This window comes from Serratia sp. CY71090 (assembly GCF_052166845.1).
Lineage (GTDB): Bacteria > Pseudomonadota > Gammaproteobacteria > Enterobacterales > Enterobacteriaceae > Serratia > Serratia nematodiphila.
Window position 1 is genome coordinate 217,826 of sequence record NZ_JBJNOA010000009.1, and the last position, 15,340, is coordinate 233,165.

Annotated in this window: 15 protein-coding genes; 13 read left to right on the forward strand and 2 right to left on the reverse strand. The window is 59.9% G+C overall.

Going from position 1 to position 15,340, the window contains the following annotated elements; genetic code table 11:
* The first annotated feature begins 6 nt into the window (after positions 1 to 6).
* The 10 genes from ACJ8OK_RS17790 (at position 7) to ACJ8OK_RS17835 (ending at position 9,672) form a co-directional block, all read left to right on the forward strand.
* A complete protein-coding gene (locus ACJ8OK_RS17790) occupies positions 7 to 1,107 on the forward strand; it encodes an ABC transporter substrate-binding protein (protein ID WP_033632144.1) in 1,101 nt (366 codons plus the stop codon).
* A complete protein-coding gene (locus ACJ8OK_RS17795) occupies positions 1,104 to 1,979 on the forward strand; it encodes an SMP-30/gluconolactonase/LRE family protein (protein WP_235362915.1) in 876 nt (291 codons plus the stop codon). The genes ACJ8OK_RS17790 and ACJ8OK_RS17795 overlap by 4 nt, the downstream gene beginning before the upstream one ends.
* 256 nt (positions 1,980 to 2,235) lie before the next feature.
* Positions 2,236 to 3,234, forward strand: coding sequence for a 3-dehydro-L-gulonate 2-dehydrogenase (yiaK, locus tag ACJ8OK_RS17800; RefSeq protein ID WP_033632143.1), 999 nt, complete (start codon positions 2,236 to 2,238; stop codon positions 3,232 to 3,234).
* Positions 3,235 to 3,247: 13 nt separating this feature from the next.
* Positions 3,248 to 3,718 carry a YhcH/YjgK/YiaL family protein gene (locus tag ACJ8OK_RS17805; RefSeq protein WP_033632142.1) on the forward strand — a complete coding sequence of 157 codons (471 nt, stop codon included), beginning with the start codon at positions 3,248 to 3,250 and terminating at the stop codon, positions 3,716 to 3,718.
* Between the two features lie 123 nt (positions 3,719 to 3,841).
* A complete protein-coding gene (locus ACJ8OK_RS17810) occupies positions 3,842 to 5,137 on the forward strand; it encodes an MFS transporter (protein ID WP_442530772.1) in 1,296 nt (431 codons plus the stop codon).
* The gene (locus ACJ8OK_RS17815) at positions 5,137 to 6,627 is read left to right on the forward strand and encodes an FGGY-family carbohydrate kinase (RefSeq protein ID WP_082997446.1); all 1,491 of its coding nucleotides are present in this window, start codon (positions 5,137 to 5,139) and stop codon (positions 6,625 to 6,627) included. Before ACJ8OK_RS17810 ends, ACJ8OK_RS17815 begins: the two co-directional genes overlap by 1 nt.
* Entirely contained in the window at positions 6,624 to 7,280 is a 657-nt protein-coding gene (gene ulaD / locus ACJ8OK_RS17820) for a 3-keto-L-gulonate-6-phosphate decarboxylase UlaD (protein WP_099982740.1), read from the forward strand. The genes ACJ8OK_RS17815 and ulaD overlap by 4 nt, the downstream gene beginning before the upstream one ends.
* A gap of 1 nt (position 7,281) precedes the next feature.
* The gene (locus ACJ8OK_RS17825; RefSeq protein WP_033632138.1) at positions 7,282 to 8,142 is read left to right on the forward strand and encodes an L-ribulose-5-phosphate 3-epimerase; all 861 of its coding nucleotides are present in this window, start codon (positions 7,282 to 7,284) and stop codon (positions 8,140 to 8,142) included.
* Positions 8,136 to 8,831 (forward strand): L-ribulose-5-phosphate 4-epimerase, encoded by a 696-nt coding sequence (gene araD / locus ACJ8OK_RS17830; protein ID WP_033632137.1) that lies wholly within the window; start codon positions 8,136 to 8,138, stop codon positions 8,829 to 8,831. Before ACJ8OK_RS17825 ends, araD begins: the two co-directional genes overlap by 7 nt.
* Positions 8,832 to 8,973: 142 nt before the next feature.
* Positions 8,974 to 9,672: an RluA family pseudouridine synthase gene (locus tag ACJ8OK_RS17835; protein WP_033632136.1), complete on the forward strand. Its 699-nt coding sequence runs from the start codon at positions 8,974 to 8,976 to the stop codon at positions 9,670 to 9,672.
* Positions 9,673 to 9,679: 7 nt separating this feature from the next.
* On the opposite strand, the gene ACJ8OK_RS17840 is transcribed toward ACJ8OK_RS17835, so the two are convergent.
* Positions 9,680 to 10,219, reverse strand: coding sequence for a DUF2058 domain-containing protein (locus ACJ8OK_RS17840; protein ID WP_004931599.1), 540 nt, complete (start codon positions 10,217 to 10,219; stop codon positions 9,680 to 9,682).
* A 303-nt stretch (positions 10,220 to 10,522) separates the two neighbouring features.
* Between ACJ8OK_RS17840 and ACJ8OK_RS17845 the strand changes: the two genes are divergently transcribed.
* From ACJ8OK_RS17845 to ACJ8OK_RS17855, 3 genes are all read left to right on the forward strand, one after another.
* On the forward strand, positions 10,523 to 11,500 hold the full coding sequence (locus ACJ8OK_RS17845) for a DUF1852 domain-containing protein (RefSeq protein ID WP_033632135.1): 978 nt from the start codon (positions 10,523 to 10,525) through the stop codon (positions 11,498 to 11,500).
* A gap of 25 nt (positions 11,501 to 11,525) precedes the next feature.
* Entirely contained in the window at positions 11,526 to 12,557 is a 1,032-nt protein-coding gene (locus ACJ8OK_RS17850) for a methionine synthase (protein ID WP_004931594.1), read from the forward strand.
* Positions 12,558 to 12,728: 171 nt separating this feature from the next.
* Positions 12,729 to 14,078, forward strand: a complete 1,350-nt coding sequence (locus ACJ8OK_RS17855) for an MFS transporter (protein WP_033632134.1) — start codon at positions 12,729 to 12,731, stop codon at positions 14,076 to 14,078.
* A gap of 97 nt (positions 14,079 to 14,175) precedes the next feature.
* Here the strand turns inward: ACJ8OK_RS17855 and ACJ8OK_RS17860 are convergent, their stop codons facing one another.
* A complete protein-coding gene (locus tag ACJ8OK_RS17860) occupies positions 14,176 to 15,303 on the reverse strand; it encodes a hypothetical protein (protein ID WP_033632133.1) in 1,128 nt (375 codons plus the stop codon).
* Positions 15,304 to 15,340: the final 37 nt, after the last annotated feature.

Below are 15,340 nucleotides of genomic sequence, written 5' to 3' on the forward strand. Positions count from 1 at the left end.
CACACCATGAAACGCATTTGGCTGTTACCGGGGTTCACGACCTTGCTGCTCGCCGCATCGCCGGCCTGGGCCGACGCCTATCTCGATCAGGCCACCGCCGCCGTCGCGAAGGCCACCGCCAGCGCCACCCAGTGGGACGGCCCCACCAGCGGCCCGCAGCTGCAGGCCAACAAGAAGATCATTTTTATCGCCTCCGACATGAAGAACGGCGGCGTGCAAGGGGTGCAACAGGGGTTGAGCGAAGCGGCGAAAGCCGCCGGCTGGAGGCTGGAAACGCTCGACGGCGGCGGCTCGGTGAAAGATCAGCTGGCATCGCTCAATCAGGCCATCGCCCAGAAACCGGACGGCATCGTGATCGGCGGCTGGAACCCTAACGTCGCCAAGATCCCGCTGAAAAAGGCCGTACAGCAGGGCATCGTGCTGACCGCCTGGCACGCGGTGCCGGAACCGGGCCCCATCGCCAAATACAACGTGTTCTATAACGTCACGTCGGATTCCAACGAAGTGGCGCGCATCGCCGCGCAATACGCGGTGGTGCAGTCCGGCGGCAAGGCGAGCGTCTTGATCTTCACCGACTCGCTGTACCAAATCGCGTTGGACAAGGCCAACGTCATGAAAGAAGAGATCGCCAAATGCAGCGGCTGCACGCTGCTGGAATTCATCGACACGCCGCTGGCCGATACCGCCAACCGCATGCCGGCGATGACCTTCAGCCTGCTGCAGAAGTACGGCGACAAATTCCAATATGCGCTGGCGATCAACGATCTGTACTTCGACTTTATGGCTCCGGCGCTGAAGACTGCCGGCAAAGGCGGCAAGAACGCGCCTTACAACGTGTCGGCCGGCGACGGTTCGATCTCCGCTTACCAGCGTATCCGGTCAGGCGACAGCCAGTCGGCGACGGTGCCGGAGCCCTTGAAACTGCACGGTTGGCAACTGCTGGACGAATTCAACCGCGCCTTCGCCAAGCAGCCGCCTTCCGGCTACGTCACGCCGGCGCACCTGGTGACACGCGACAATATCGCCGCCGACGGCGGCGCCAATAACCTGTATGACCCGCAAAATGATTATCAGGGCCATTACAAAGCGATCTGGGGCGTGAAGTGAACGGCGGCATTCGGCATTCATTGCGCACGCACGCTCAGCTCGAGCGCTTGTGCTCACCGGCGATTTGGGCCGAAGGGCCGGTCTGGCTGCCGCAGGAGGATACGGTGGTGTTCAGCGACGTGAAAGGCAATCGCATGTTCCGCTGGTCGCGCCGGGGTGAGCTGAGCCTATACCGCTCGCCGTCGCACTACGCCAACGGCAATGCGCGCGACGGCGAGGGGCGCGTGGTCAGCTGCGAACACGGGCGGCGCGGCATCAGCCGCACCGAAAGCGATGGCGAAGTGCGCCTGTTGATCGACCGCGTCGACGGTAAGCGCTTTAACTCGCCGAACGACGTGGCGGTGCGTTCCGACGGCACCCTGTGGTTCACCGATCCGCCCTACGGCATCATCGGCGACGAAGAGGGTTACAAATCGGAAAGCCAGGTGATCGGCTGTTACCTCTACAGCTTCGATCCGCGCGACGGTTCGCTGACCATCGCCGCCTGCGACCTGCAACGCCCGAACGGCCTGGCGTTTTCACCGGATGAAAAATGGCTGTACGTGGCGGACATGTCGATCGTGGATTTCCCGACGCTGGGCCGCCGCGAGCTGCGCGTCTATGCGGTCAACGGCCGCGAGCTGGAAGCCGGCCGCCGTTTCGCGACGGTGGAGCCCGGTTTCCCGGACGGGTTCTGCGTCGACCGGGCCGGCAATCTGTTTTGCAGCTGCGCCGACGGCGTGCTGGTCTTTGATCCAGAGGGGCGACAGATCGACAAAATCAGCGTGCCGGAACGCGTCTCCAATTGTACCTTCGGCGGCCCGAACGGCGATGAGCTCTATATCACCGCCACCACCTCGCTCTACCGCATGGTGCTGAACACTCGCGGTTAGCCGGGGTCTTGCAAGACGCAGGGTGGGTTTCGATCCGCCCTGCTTTGTCACGTCTGAAGCACGCCATCCCCACCAAAACGTGGCGGCGATCACAAAATCACCACTCAATTTTAACGTCATGTTTTTCATGAATAATTTTACTCCCCCTTGCTTTGACTTCCCTGAACCGCCGGGATAGCATTTATTTGAAATGCAATTTCGCATATTGAAATTTAGCGAGCCAAAAATAGACGATTCGCACAGGCGGAGAACCGGCATGAGAGTGAGTTACAGCGAGTTAAAACAGCAATTCAAACGCGTGCTGCTGGCGCGCGGCGTGGCGGAACATCTCGCCGACGACTGCGCCGGCATGTTCGCCGACACCACCGCCAGCGGCGTTTACTCCCACGGCGTTAACCGCTTTCCGCGCTTTATTCAGCAGTTGGACGCCGGCGATATCGTGCCGGACGCCGAACCCAGCAAACTGTTGTCTCTGGGGGCGATCGAGCAATGGGATGCGCACCAGGGCATCGGCAACCTTACCGCCCGCCGCATGATGGATCGCGCCATGCAGTTGGCCGACGATCATGGCATCGGCTTGGTGGCGCTGCGCAACGCCAACCACTGGATGCGCGGCGGCGGTTACGGCTGGCAGGCGGCGGAGAAAGGCTATATCGGCATTTGCTGGACCAACTCGATCGCCGTGATGCCGCCGTGGGGCGCCAAAACGTGCCGTATCGGCACCAACCCTTTGATCGTCGCCGTGCCCGGCAACCCGATCACCATGGTGGACATGTCGATGTCGATGTTTTCCTACGGCGCGCTGGAGCTGAACCGGCTGGCGGGCAAAACCCTGCCGGTGGACGGCGGCTTCGACAACGACGGCCGTCTGACCCGCGATCCGGCCACCATCGAAGAGAATCGGCGCATTTTGCCGATGGGGTACTGGAAAGGATCGGCGCTGTCGATCGTGCTGGACATGATTGCCACCCTGCTGTCAGGCGGCGCCTCGGTGGCAGAAGTGACGGAGGATCACCGCGACGAATACGGCGTCTCGCAGGTGTTCATCGCGATTGAGATAGACCGGTTGATCGACGGCGACAGCCGCGATCAAAAACTGCAGCGCATCATGGATTACGTCACCAGCGCCGAACGGGACACCCCCGACGTCGCCATTCGCCTGCCGGGCCACAAGTTCCCGCGCATTCTGGCAGAAAACCTGCGCGACGGCATTCCGGTCGACGAACGAGTCTGGGCGCGCATTCAGGCGCTGTAACGGGAGGAGCATCATGATATTCGGCCACATCGCCAACACCGCGCCCGAGCAGTACCCGACGCCGGTCGCCAACGCCGTCGCCTATTTGCAGCGCACCGATTTCAGCGTCTTGCCCGCAGGGCGCTATGAAGATCCCGCCACCGGCTACGTGGTGCAAGTGCTGGATCTGCATACCCAACCACCGGATGCGCTGCGCCCGGAAGTCCACCGGCAAAACGTCGACGTGCAGTTTCTGGTCAGCGGCACCGAACTTATCGGCGTAGCGACAGACAATGGCGACAACGTCGTTCATCAGGAGCTGCTGGCGCAGCGCGACATCCTGTTTTATCAGGACGTGGCCGACGAATCCTGGCTCACGATGCGGCCCGGCAACTTCGCGGTATTTTTCCCACAGGACGTGCATCGCCCGGCCTGCATTAACCAACGCCCCAGCGCGATACGCAAGGTGGTGGTGAAAATACCGCTGGCGTCGTTTAGCGCCTGATAGCCGCCACACCGTAACGATAACAACACCGGTCCATGGGCCTGTGCGGGCGCCCCTGCGCCCAAATCAAGCAAAACAATAACGCCCGACCCTACAAAAAAGCGAACATCGAAAGAGGTCCTTATGAATACAGCCTCCGTTTCCGTCAGCCAAAGCCAGGTGATCCCCAAGCTCCGCTGGCTGAGGATCGTGCCGCCGATCCTCATCACCTGCATCATTTCTTACATGGACCGGGTCAACATCGCCTTCGCCATGCCCGGCGGCATGGATGACGAACTCGGCATCACCGCCTCGATGGCCGGGCTGGCCGGCGGCATCTTCTTCATCGGTTACCTGTTTCTGCAGGTGCCCGGCGGCAAGCTGGCGGTATACGGCAACGGCAAGAAATTCATCGGCTGGTCACTGTTGGCCTGGGCGGTGATCTCGGTGCTGACCGGGCTGGTCACCAACCAGTACCAGCTGCTGTTCCTGCGCTTCGCCCTCGGCGTTTCCGAAGGCGGCATGCTGCCGGTGGTGCTGACCATGATCAGTAACTGGTTCCCGGATAAGGAGCGCGGCCGCGCCAACGCCATCGTCATCATGTTCGTGCCGATCGCCGGCATTCTCACCGCCCCGCTGTCGGGTTGGATCATCACCGCCTGGGACTGGCGCATGCTGTTTCTGGTGGAGGGCGCTCTGTCGCTGGTCGTCATGGCGCTGTGGTACTTCACCATCAGCAACCGGCCCCAGGAGGCCAAATGGATCTCGCAGGCGGAGAAAGAGTATCTGGTGAAGACCCTGCACGACGAACAGCTGCTGATCAAAGGAAAAACGGTGCGCAACGCCTCACTGCGCCGGGTGCTGGGCGACCGGATCATGTGGCAGCTGATCCTGGTGAATTTTTTCTACCAGACCGGTATCTACGGCTACACCCTGTGGCTGCCGACCATTTTGAAAGGGCTGACCCACGGCGATATGGAACAAGTGGGCCTGCTGGCTATCTTGCCCTATATCGGCGCCATCTTCGGCATGCTGATCATCTCCACCCTCTCCGATCGCACCGGTAAGCGCAAAGTCTTCGTCGCCCTGCCGCTGGCCTGCTTTGCCGCCTGCATGGCGCTGTCGGTGCTGCTGAAGGATCACATCTGGTGGTCTTACGCTGCGCTGGTCGGCTGCGGCGTATTTATTCAGGCGGCGGCCGGGGTGTTCTGGACCATCCCGCCCAAATTGTTCAACGCCGAAGTGGCCGGCGGCGCGCGCGGCGTGATCAATGCGCTGGGCAACCTCGGCGGCTTTTGCGGCCCGTATATGGTCGGCGTCCTGATCAGCCTGTTCAACAAGGATGTCGGTGTCTACAGCCTGGCTGCCTCGTTGGCGATCGCCTCCGTGCTGGCGTTGATGCTGCCCAATAAATGCGACCACAGTACGAGGAGCGAATGATGGAATATTGGCTGGGGCTCGACTGCGGCGGCACCTTCATCAAGGCGGGTTTATACGACCGCAGGGGCCATGAACACGGCGTTGCGCGGCGTAATCTGGCGATCGTCGCGCCACAGCCTGGCTGGGCCGAGCGCGATATGGCATCGCTGTGGCACACCGCCGCCGAGGTGATCCGTGAAGTGCTGTCCGCCAGCGGCGTCGTCGCCGGCGCCATCCAGGCCATCGGCATCTCGGCGCAGGGCAAGGGCGCGTTTCTGCTGGATAAACAGGGGCAGCCGCTGGGCAACGCCATGCTCTCTTCCGATCAGCGCGCGCTGGCGCTGGTGCAGGAATGGCAACGGCAGGGCGTGCCGCAAGCGCTGTATCCGCAAACGCGCCAAACGCTGTGGACCGGGCACCCGGTCTCGCTGCTGCGCTGGCTGAAGCGGCATCAGCCGGAACGTTACGCCCGCATCGGCAGCGTGCTGATGGCGCACGACTACCTGCGCTATTGCCTGACCGGCGAGCTGGCCTGCGAAGAAACCAATATCTCCGAATCCAACCTGTATCAGATGCGCAGCGGACGCTATGACCCGGCGCTGGCGCAGCTGCTGGGCATCGGCGACATCATGCCCGCCCTTCCGACGATTGTCGGTTCGGCCGATATCGCCGGGCGCGTCGCGGCAAACGCCGCGGCCATTACCGGCCTGCAAATCGGCACCCCGGTAGTCGGCGGGTTGTTCGACGTGGTGTCCACCGCGTTGTGCGCCGGCCTGCAGGACGAAACCCGGCTCAACGCGGTGATGGGGACCTGGTCGGTCACCAGCGGCATCACCGATGCCATCGTCGAGGGTTTCGATCATCCCTTTGTCTATGGCCGCCACGCCGAAAACGGCCAATACATCGTACACGAAGCCAGCCCCACTTCCGCCGCCAACCTGGAATGGTTCTGTCACCAATGGGGACTGCAGGACTACGACCAGCTTAACCGCTGGGTCGCCGCCCTGCCGAAAGCCGCCGGCGATCTGCTGTTCGCCCCTTTCCTGTATGGCTCCAACGCCGGCCTGGGGCTGAGCGCCAGCTTCTACGGCCTGCAGGCCTTCCACCAACGCGAGCACCTGGTGCAGGCGATCTACGAAGGCGTGGTGTTCTGCCACATGACGCACCTTAACCGCATGCGCCGGCGTTTTCCTGAGGCGCAGGCGCTGCGCGTGACCGGCGGCCCCGCCAAATCCCTCCCCTGGATGCAAATGTTCGCCGACGTCAGCGGCCTGCCGGTTGAGCTGCCGCAGGTGGAAGAAACCGGCTGTCTGGGCGCGGCGATGGCGGCCATGGTCGGCAGCGGCGTCTTCAGCGATTTCACCGCCGCCCAGCGCCGGCTGGCGCCGCGTATCGAGCGGCTGCTGCCTGATGCGGCCGCCGCCGAAGCTTACGACCACAAACACCAACGTTATCAGGCGCTGATTGCTGCATTGCAACATCTGCAGCCCGCCAACAAGGAGGCCCCATGAGCACGAAACCGCGCCTGCAGCTGGCGCTCGATCAAACCCGTTTGGATACGGCGCTGCGCACCGCCGAGACCCTCAGTCCCCATGTGGACATCATCGAGGCCGGTACCATTTTGTGCATCAGCGCCGGCATTCAGGCGGTTAGCGCGCTGCGCGAGCGCTGTCCGCAGCACACGCTGGTGGCCGATCTCAAGGTGGCCGACGCCGGTGCGACGCTGGCCGAGCAGGCCTTCGGCCAGGGCGCGGACTGGATGACGGTGATCTGCGCCGCGCCGTTGGCCACCATGGCCAGCGCGCGGGAGGTCGCCGAGCGTCACGGCGGCGAAATCCAGATCGAACTGTTCGGCCGCTGGACATTGGAGGATGCGCGGCAATGGCACGGCCTTGGCATTCGCCAGGCGATCTATCACCGCGGCCGCGACGCGCAGGCCAGCGGGCAAACCTGGGGCCGACAGGATCTGGATCGGATGAAGGCGCTGTCCGATCTGGGCATCGAGCTGTCGGTGACCGGCGGCATCACGCCCGCCGACCTGCCGCTGTTTAAAGAGATCGCCGTCACCGCCTTTATCGCCGGCCGCGCGCTGGCCGAGGCCGGCGATCCGCCGGCGGCCGCCAGGCAGTTCCGCGCCGCCATCGATGACATCTGGAGATCATGATATGCGTCAGCACCCGTTGGGAATCTACGAGAAAGCACTGCCGAAACACCTGAGCTGGCCCGAGCGCCTGGCGCTGGCCAAGGCCTGCGGCTTCGACTTCGTCGAAATGTCGGTGGACGAAAGCGATGAACGCCTGGCGCGCCTGAGCTGGAGCAAGGCGCAGCGCTTGGCGCTGGTGGAAGCCGTGCTGGAAACCGGCATCCGCATCCCGTCGATGTGCCTCTCCGGCCACCGGCGCTTTCCGTTTGGCAGCCACGATCCGGCGCTGCGCCAGCGCGCCTTCGACGTGATGGAACAGGCCATTCAGCTGGCCAAAGACGTTGGTATCCGCACCATCCAGCTGGCCGGCTACGACGTGTATTACGAAGAGCAGGACGAGGGGACGCTGGCGCGCTTTAGCGAAGGCATGCAGTGGGCGGTAGAGCGTGCCGCCGCCGCCCAGGTGATGCTGGCGGTGGAAATCATGGATACCGCCTTTATGAACTCGATCGGTAAATGGAAAGCCTGGGACGCCCTGCTGGCCTCGCCGTGGTTCACGGTATATCCGGACGTCGGCAACCTCAGCGCCTGGGGCAATGACGTGCCGCGCGAGCTGGAGCTGGGCATCGATCGCATCGCCGCCATTCACCTGAAAGACACCTACCCGGTCACCGCCGCTTCGCCGGGACAATTCCGCGACGTGCCGTTTGGCGAAGGCTGCGTCGACTTCGTCGAGGTGTTTCGCACGCTGCAGCGCCTCAATTACCGCGGCGCATTCCTGATTGAGATGTGGACCGAAAAAGCCGAGGAGCCGGTGGCCGAGATCGTTCAGGCCCGCCGCTGGATCGAACAGAAAATGCAACAAGGGGGCATGACATGCTGACTCAGTTAAAACAACAGGTGCTGGAGGCCAATCTCGATCTGCCGCGCCATAAGCTGGTGACCTTTACCTGGGGCAACGTCAGCGCGGTGGATCGCGAACGCGGCCTGGTGGTGATCAAGCCTTCCGGCGTTGAATACGAGCATATGACGGCGGAGGATATGGTGGTGGTCGATCTGGCCAGCGGCCGCACCGTCGAGGGGGCCAAAAAACCGTCGTCGGACACCGCCACCCATCTGGCGCTGTACCGCGAATTCGCCGATATCGGCGGCATCGTCCACACCCATTCGCGCCACGCCACCATCTGGGCGCAGGCCGGGCTGGATATCCCCGCCTGGGGAACCACCCATGCCGACTACTTTTATGGCGCGATCCCCTGCACGCGCCTGATGACCCAGGAAGAAATTGAGCACGATTACGAACGGGAGACCGGCAAGGTGATTATCGAAACCTTCCGCCGGCGCGATATCAATCCCAACGCGATCCCGGCGGTACTGGTCAACGCCCACGGCCCCTTCGCCTGGGGCAAAGACGCCCACAATGCGGTGCATAATGCGGTGGTGCTGGAAGAAATTGCCTACATGGGCATTTTCTCGCGCCAGCTGACGCCGGGCATTCACAGCATGCAGCGCGAACTGTTGGACAAACACTACCTGCGCAAACACGGCCAACACGCCTACTACGGGCAGTAGCGCGCCGGGGCTTTAACCGTGGCACCCGATTCTTTGCCGCATCGGGTGCCAACGGGCATGAGGCGCAGTGTAGCGAAAACCGCATTCGCTCATCGACGCGAAATTCGCTATCATCCGCACCCACCCTCCAGCCGGCCGCCTGATGTCTACGATCACCGATACCTTTATCGCCCCGCCATGCCATGACCAGATAGAGATCCTCTATCAGGACGATCATCTGGCGCTGATCAATAAGCCGGCCGGGCTGCTCAGCCTCTCGGGCAAAAATCCGCAGAATCTCGATTCGGTACACCACCGGCTGGTACAGCTGTTCCCCGGCTGCGCCCTGGCGCACCGCCTGGATTTCGGCACGTCCGGTTTGATGGTGGTGGCCCGCAACAAGGCCGTCAACGCAGCGCTCTGCCGGCAGTTCAGCGAACGCACCGTCGGCAAAGTGTACAGCGCGCTGCTCTGCGGCCATCTGGCGGATAACGAAGGGGTAATAGACGCGGCGATCGCCAAAGATCCGGCGCTGTTCCCGCTGATGTCGATTTGCGCCCTCCACGGCAAGCCCGCCCGCTCCCGCTATCGGGTCGTCGAACGTTTTTATCGTGAAATGGAAGGCGGGATCTCGCTGCCGCTGACGCGGGTGCAGCTCACCCCGGAGACCGGACGCACCCACCAGCTGCGTATTCACAGCCGGCAATTGGGCCATCCTATTTTAGGTTGCGATCTGTATGGCGGGCGCCTGCTGCCGGGTACCGAGCAGACGCCGCGGCTGATGCTGCACGCCAGCAAGCTGAACTTTGTGCACCCCATCAGCGGAGAGCGGATAGCCGCTCGTCACGCCGCGCCGTTCTGAACGCGGCTTACCACATCAAATCGTCGGGCACTTTAAAGTCGGCGTACGGATCGTCTTCATCCTGCTCTTCCTGACTCAGCGCGCTGTGCAGCACTATGCTGGCCGCATCACGCTGCGCGATTTTATCGGCGACGCTCGCGGGGATAATCGCGTATTCACACTCTTCGCGGCTCTCGACAACCAAGCGGGCAATGGCGAGGCGGCCATTGATCAGCTGCGTCTGGGTCGCTTTATCCACCAGGATTTTCTTGATCAGGTTACCGTCGGTGAAGTTGAAACCGATATCGCCTTTCGCCAGGACGATGCGGTTCATCTCGATCAGCTGCTTCACCTGCGCCTTGTATTCTTTGGACAGCGCGGCCTGCTTTTGCTGCTCGCTCAGTTGCTTATCGCGCTCAAGCTGCGCCTTTTTATTCTCTTCCACCGCCTCTCTGGCCTCGCGCGCCTGAACGCGTGATTTTTTAGCCGTTCTCTGGACTTTGGCCATTTTCTTGCTGGTTACCAAGCCCGCTTTGAGCATCTGCTCTTGTAAGGTGAGTTTTGTCATGTTCGTGTCTGAAGCCTTGGGGTCATGGTGGGATTATACCCGTAATTTTTCAGGCTGCACCAGCTTGCCGGGCGGCTGCACCGCAGGGCAACGGCGGCAAACCCACCTGAACCCCAGATCATGAATGTGGCTCATGTGGTAATGAAATTAAGTCTCTTTCACTCCCACCGGGACTCTGGCAAAAATAGACCTCATTAACGACAGACAATATGAAATCGGCTGAATGAAAAAATAGAAAAACAAGCCATTGAAATAAATGGATAAACCCAGCCCTCATATCATATAACAGGATGCTATAAGACGATGAATAGAGACTTTACCTTTACGATTAAGAGCAGTTCTTTCGATGAAGATTATAACCCTTCTGAAAATACGCGTATCACCACCAACTTCGCCAATTTGGCCAGAGGGGAAAACCGCCGGGAGAACCTGCGCAACACGCTGGTGATGATTAACAACCGCTTCAATTCGTTGGCGCATTGGGATAACCCCAAGGCCGATCGCTATGCGGTCGAGCTTGAAATCATTTCGGTTGAGATGCGCATTGAAGATCACAGCGCCAGCTTCCCGGTAATAGAAATCCTGAAAACCAACATCCTTGATAAAAAAACGCAAACGCGTATCGAGGGCATCGTCGGGAACAATTTCTCCTCTTACGTGCGCGATTACGACTTTAGCGTCTTGCTGCCGGCGCACAATAAAAACACGGCGGAATTTACCATTCCGGATGATTTCGGCGATTTGCACGGCAATATCTTTAAGCACTTCGTCAATTCAAACGAATACCATGAGAATTTCAGCAAACCGCCGGTGATCTGCCTCAGCGTGTCCAGCAAAGACACCTATCATCGGACGGGCAATCAACACCCGGTCTTGGGCGACGAGTATCGGCAAGACGGCGCTTCGCTGACCGACCGGTATTTTAAAAAAATGGGCCTGCAGGTGCGCTATTTCATGCCGAAAAATAGCGTCGCGCCCCTGGCGTTTTATTTCCCCGGGGATTTGCTGAGCGATTACACCGATCTGGAGCTGATTGGCACCATCAGCACGATGGAGACCTTCCAAAAAATCTATCGGCCTGAAATTTACAATGCCAACTCGGCGGCGGGGCAATGCTATCAGCCAAGCCTGAATAACCAGGATCATTCATTAACCAAGATTGTTTACGATCGCGAAGAGCGTAGCCAGTTGGCGATTGAGCAGGGGAAATTTACGGAAGAGCAATTTATCAAACCCTACAAACCTATTCTTGAGCAATGGTCTGCCCACTACGCGCTTTGATTCACTTAAATACAGGTCACCTATCATGAAAATATTGCTCCCCACATCGACCGCCGGCAGCTTACCCAAACCGGTCTGGCTGGCCCAACCGGAAACCCTGTGGTCGCCCTGGAAATTGCAAAATGAAGAATTAATCGAAGGCAAGCAAGACGCCCTGCGTTTGTCGCTGGCAGAGCAACAACAGGCCGGCATCGATATCGTCAGCGATGGCGAGCAAACGCGCCAGCACTTCGTCACGACGTTTATCGAACACCTCAGCGGCGTCGATTTCGAGAAACGCGAAGTGGTTAAAATCCGCAATCGCTACGAGGCGAGCGTGCCAACCGTGGTGGGGGCGGTCTCGCGTCAAAAGCCCGTTTTCGTTGAAGACGCCAAATTTTTACGCCAGCTGACCCAGCAGCCGATTAAATGGGCCCTGCCGGGGCCGATGACCATGATCGACACGCTTTATGACAACCACTATAAAAGCCGCGAGAAATTGGCCTGGGAGTTCGCCAAGATCCTCAATCAGGAAGCCAAAGAGCTTGAGGCCGCCGGCGTCGACATTATTCAGTTTGATGAGCCCGCATTTAACGTGTTCTTTGACGAGGTGAATGACTGGGGCATCGCCGCCCTGGAAAGAGCCGTTGAAGGGCTTAAGTGTGAAACGGCCGTACATATCTGCTATGGATACGGCATTAAGGCCAATACCGACTGGAAAAAGACGCTGGGCTCTGAGTGGCGGCAATATGAAGAGGCGTTTCCCAAGCTGCAAACGTCGACTATCGATATTATCTCGCTGGAATGCCATAACTCGCACGTGCCGATGGACCTGCTTGAACTGATCCGCGGTAAAAAGGTGATGGTCGGCGCCATTGATGTAGCGAATCATGCCGTCGAGACGCCGGAAGAAGTGGCCGCTACGCTGCGTAAGGCGCTGCAGTTTGTCGATGCCGACAAGCTCTATCCGTCGACCAACTGCGGCATGGCCCCTCTGCCTCGTCAGGTCGCCCGCGGCAAGCTGAATGCCTTAAGTGCAGGCGCCGAGATCGTGCGCCGGGAACTGTTGGCCAAATAACCGCACCAGCGCCCGCCGCAGTAGCCTCCTGTGGCGGGCGATGATCATCGTCTCCCGCTCCCCGCAACGCCCCCCCTCTGGTGTATACTCGGGTTTCTACGCGATGCCAGCCACAGCGGCCTGAACGGCCCCTCAGCCAGCCCACAACAGCTTAATAACAGTGGAACCCTCATGAGCCCAGATACCGCTCGCATCAGCGAAATCATCGATCGCGCCAGGATCTCGCCTTATCAAATCCTGATCCTGACCTTATGTTTCCTCATCGCCCTGCTGGACGGGTTCGATACCGCCATCATCGGCTATATCGCCCCGGCGCTGCGCGAAGAGTGGGGCCTGCAGCCAGCGCAGCTCTCCCCCGCCTTCGGTGCGGGATTGTTCGGTCTGCTGATCGGCAGCCTGCTGTTCGGGCCGCTCGCCGACGCTATCGGCCGCAAGCGCGTGCTGCTCGTCGCGGTGCTGGTGTTTGGCGGCTGCACCCTGGCTTCAGCCTATGCGCATTCGATCGAATCCCTGACCCTGCTGCGCTTTATCACCGGCATTGGCCTCGGGGGCGCGATACCGACCTGCATCACCCTCAGCTCTGAGTACTCACCGGCGCGCCGGCGCATGCTGATGGTCACCCTGAGCTGGAGCGGCTTTACCGCCGGGCTGGCCCTGGGCGGCCTGCTGGCCGGGCAGATCATCCCGGCGTTCGGCTGGCGCGGCCTGCTGCTGGTCGGCGGCATTGCACCGTTGGCGCTGCTGCCGCTGTTGGCCTGGCAGATGCCCGAGTCGGTGCGCTTTATGGCCGCCAGCGCCAAACATGCCGATCGGCTGCGCCGGGTGGTCGAGCGTATCACCGGCCAGCGTTGGACGGGGGGATCCATTGTCGATGACGAGCGCCCGGCGCAGGCCAGGTCGCCGATCTCGCACCTGTTTATCGAAGGGCGCGCCGTGCGCACCCTGCTGCTGTGGGCGGCATTCTTCTGTTCGCTGTTCGTGTTCTACCTGCTCACCAGTTGGCTGCCGACGATCCTCAAAGACGCCGGTTTCGATATCGCCCACGCCTCGCGCATCGGCGCGATGGTGCCGCTCGGCGGCACCCTGGGCGCCATCCTGATGGCGCTGCTGATGGATCGGGTCGGGCCCTATCGCGTGCTGGCCTTCTCCTACCTGGGCGCCGCGCTGGTGATCGGCGCTACCGGTTACCTGATGGGCGACGCATACACGCTGGCCGCCGTCGTGTTCCTGATCGGCTTCGGCGTGGCCGGCGCGCAAAACGGCCTGAATCTGGTTTCCGCCACCCTTTACCCGACCGCAGCCCGCGTGACCGGCGTCAGCTGGGCCATGGCCAATGGCCGCTTCGGCTCGATCGTCGGCTCGATGCTCGGCGCCTGGATGATGACCGCCGCCGGTTCGCCGGAAGTGTTCTTCCTCTGGCTGGCGCTGCCGGCGCTGCTGGGCGCCGTCGCCATCTTCCTGCTTTATCGCCTCAGCCTGCGCCGCCGCGCGCCGCTCACGGAGCCAGCAGCGGACATCTGACCGCCCTGAAAAGAAAAGGCCGAAACGCCATCGATGGCGTTTCGGCCTCTCATGAAAAACCCTTAACCTATCGGTTATTTTTCAAAAGCGCTTGCCGCTATAGCGCACTGTTTTCCTTGTCATTGGCTTCCTTTATGCACTCATCGACATTTTTAAAATCATATTGCAGATAAACGCTCCCAACCCCACTATTGACGGCGGTCGTTTCAAGCATAATCCCCTGCAAATCGTTCTTGAACGGTTTATCTTTTTTCTCTTCCCAGTCAAAACCGAAATAGCGTTCTTTTTTAAGCAGCCCTATCATCCAATCACCAGGTTCTTTCCATAACGACCCCGGCAGCAGCACATCAGTGGCTTTTCCTTTGCCATAATTAGCGGTCAATGATTCAGCAATGTCCTTCACCTTGGACTTTAACGCCACCCCATAACTGTCTGTATTGATATCACCGCTAAGCGCGCGAATTCGGCATAAACCAACCTTGGGAGAGATGAGCAAAATGTAGGTTTCAAAGGCGTAATACGTTTTGGGGACGACCTCCGTAGTATAAATATTAAGACGATTCGGTATTGCCGTTAAGGTAACACCTGTCATGTCCTCGACGTTCTTTTTCGTTAACCCCATTTGCAGGCCAAACGGCCCAATGCCGGGCGGAAGCAACGCGTCTTTCGCCACCGGTTCTTCCTGCTGATTGGATTTTGAAGCGGTTGATGTTGCATGATCGGCTATCGTCGGGACGGCCAGGCCATATTTCGCCGACAGCAATTTTTGCTGCAACATCGCCAGACTTTGCTCTTGAGTGGCTATCGTTGCCTTTTTTATCGCCCCCACCAGACCACCATCGTATTGTGCGGCCTCTTGTTTAGCGGTCGATATTTCCCGAGTCAGCATTGTCAACTCAGCGGTGAGTTTTTCCGCCAGCTTCAGATCTGGCGCGGTCTGGTTCGTGACAATCTCAACCTTTGATCCAGACTCGATCGCATTGATTCGTTGCTGAATAAGCGCCTTGTTCGTTTTCAGAATTTCCAGTCGCGCCATCACCAGAGATTTAATCAAGCCGCCGTTTAACGTGTCCTGCTGTTTAGCTGCGTTTTCAATCTCGGCATCCGTACTCACCAGCTCTGACTTTAAATCGGCTACTTGCTGTATTTGTTCAGGCGACAATGCTTTTGGCCCGCATCCAGAGATCAATACGCTCAATAATGCGGCAATAACAGCCCTTTTCATTTCATCCCTTTCCTATCGACAATCCACAAGAAAGCTA

What these genes read in the sequence shown, in the direction of transcription:
- ACJ8OK_RS17845 (WP_033632135.1), top strand. Translation starts at nt 10,523, where the DNA reads ATGAATAGAGACTTTACCTTTACGATTAAGAGCAGTTCTTTCGATGAA.
- ACJ8OK_RS17825 (WP_033632138.1), top strand. Translation starts at nt 7,282, where the DNA reads ATGCGTCAGCACCCGTTGGGAATCTACGAGAAAGCACTGCCGAAACAC.
- ACJ8OK_RS17855 (WP_033632134.1), top strand. Translation starts at nt 12,729, where the DNA reads ATGAGCCCAGATACCGCTCGCATCAGCGAAATCATCGATCGCGCCAGG.
- ACJ8OK_RS17805 (WP_033632142.1), top strand. Translation starts at nt 3,248, where the DNA reads ATGATATTCGGCCACATCGCCAACACCGCGCCCGAGCAGTACCCGACG.
- ACJ8OK_RS17810 (WP_442530772.1), top strand. Translation starts at nt 3,842, where the DNA reads ATGAATACAGCCTCCGTTTCCGTCAGCCAAAGCCAGGTGATCCCCAAG.
- yiaK (WP_033632143.1), top strand. Translation starts at nt 2,236, where the DNA reads ATGAGAGTGAGTTACAGCGAGTTAAAACAGCAATTCAAACGCGTGCTG.
- ACJ8OK_RS17860 (WP_033632133.1), bottom strand. Translation starts at nt 15,303, where the DNA reads ATGAAAAGGGCTGTTATTGCCGCATTATTGAGCGTATTGATCTCTGGA.
- ACJ8OK_RS17790 (WP_033632144.1), top strand. Translation starts at nt 7, where the DNA reads ATGAAACGCATTTGGCTGTTACCGGGGTTCACGACCTTGCTGCTCGCC.
- ACJ8OK_RS17835 (WP_033632136.1), top strand. Translation starts at nt 8,974, where the DNA reads ATGTCTACGATCACCGATACCTTTATCGCCCCGCCATGCCATGACCAG.
- araD (WP_033632137.1), top strand. Translation starts at nt 8,136, where the DNA reads ATGCTGACTCAGTTAAAACAACAGGTGCTGGAGGCCAATCTCGATCTG.
- ACJ8OK_RS17850 (WP_004931594.1), top strand. Translation starts at nt 11,526, where the DNA reads ATGAAAATATTGCTCCCCACATCGACCGCCGGCAGCTTACCCAAACCG.
- ulaD (WP_099982740.1), top strand. Translation starts at nt 6,624, where the DNA reads ATGAGCACGAAACCGCGCCTGCAGCTGGCGCTCGATCAAACCCGTTTG.
- ACJ8OK_RS17815 (WP_082997446.1), top strand. Translation starts at nt 5,137, where the DNA reads ATGGAATATTGGCTGGGGCTCGACTGCGGCGGCACCTTCATCAAGGCG.
- ACJ8OK_RS17840 (WP_004931599.1), bottom strand. Translation starts at nt 10,219, where the DNA reads ATGACAAAACTCACCTTACAAGAGCAGATGCTCAAAGCGGGCTTGGTA.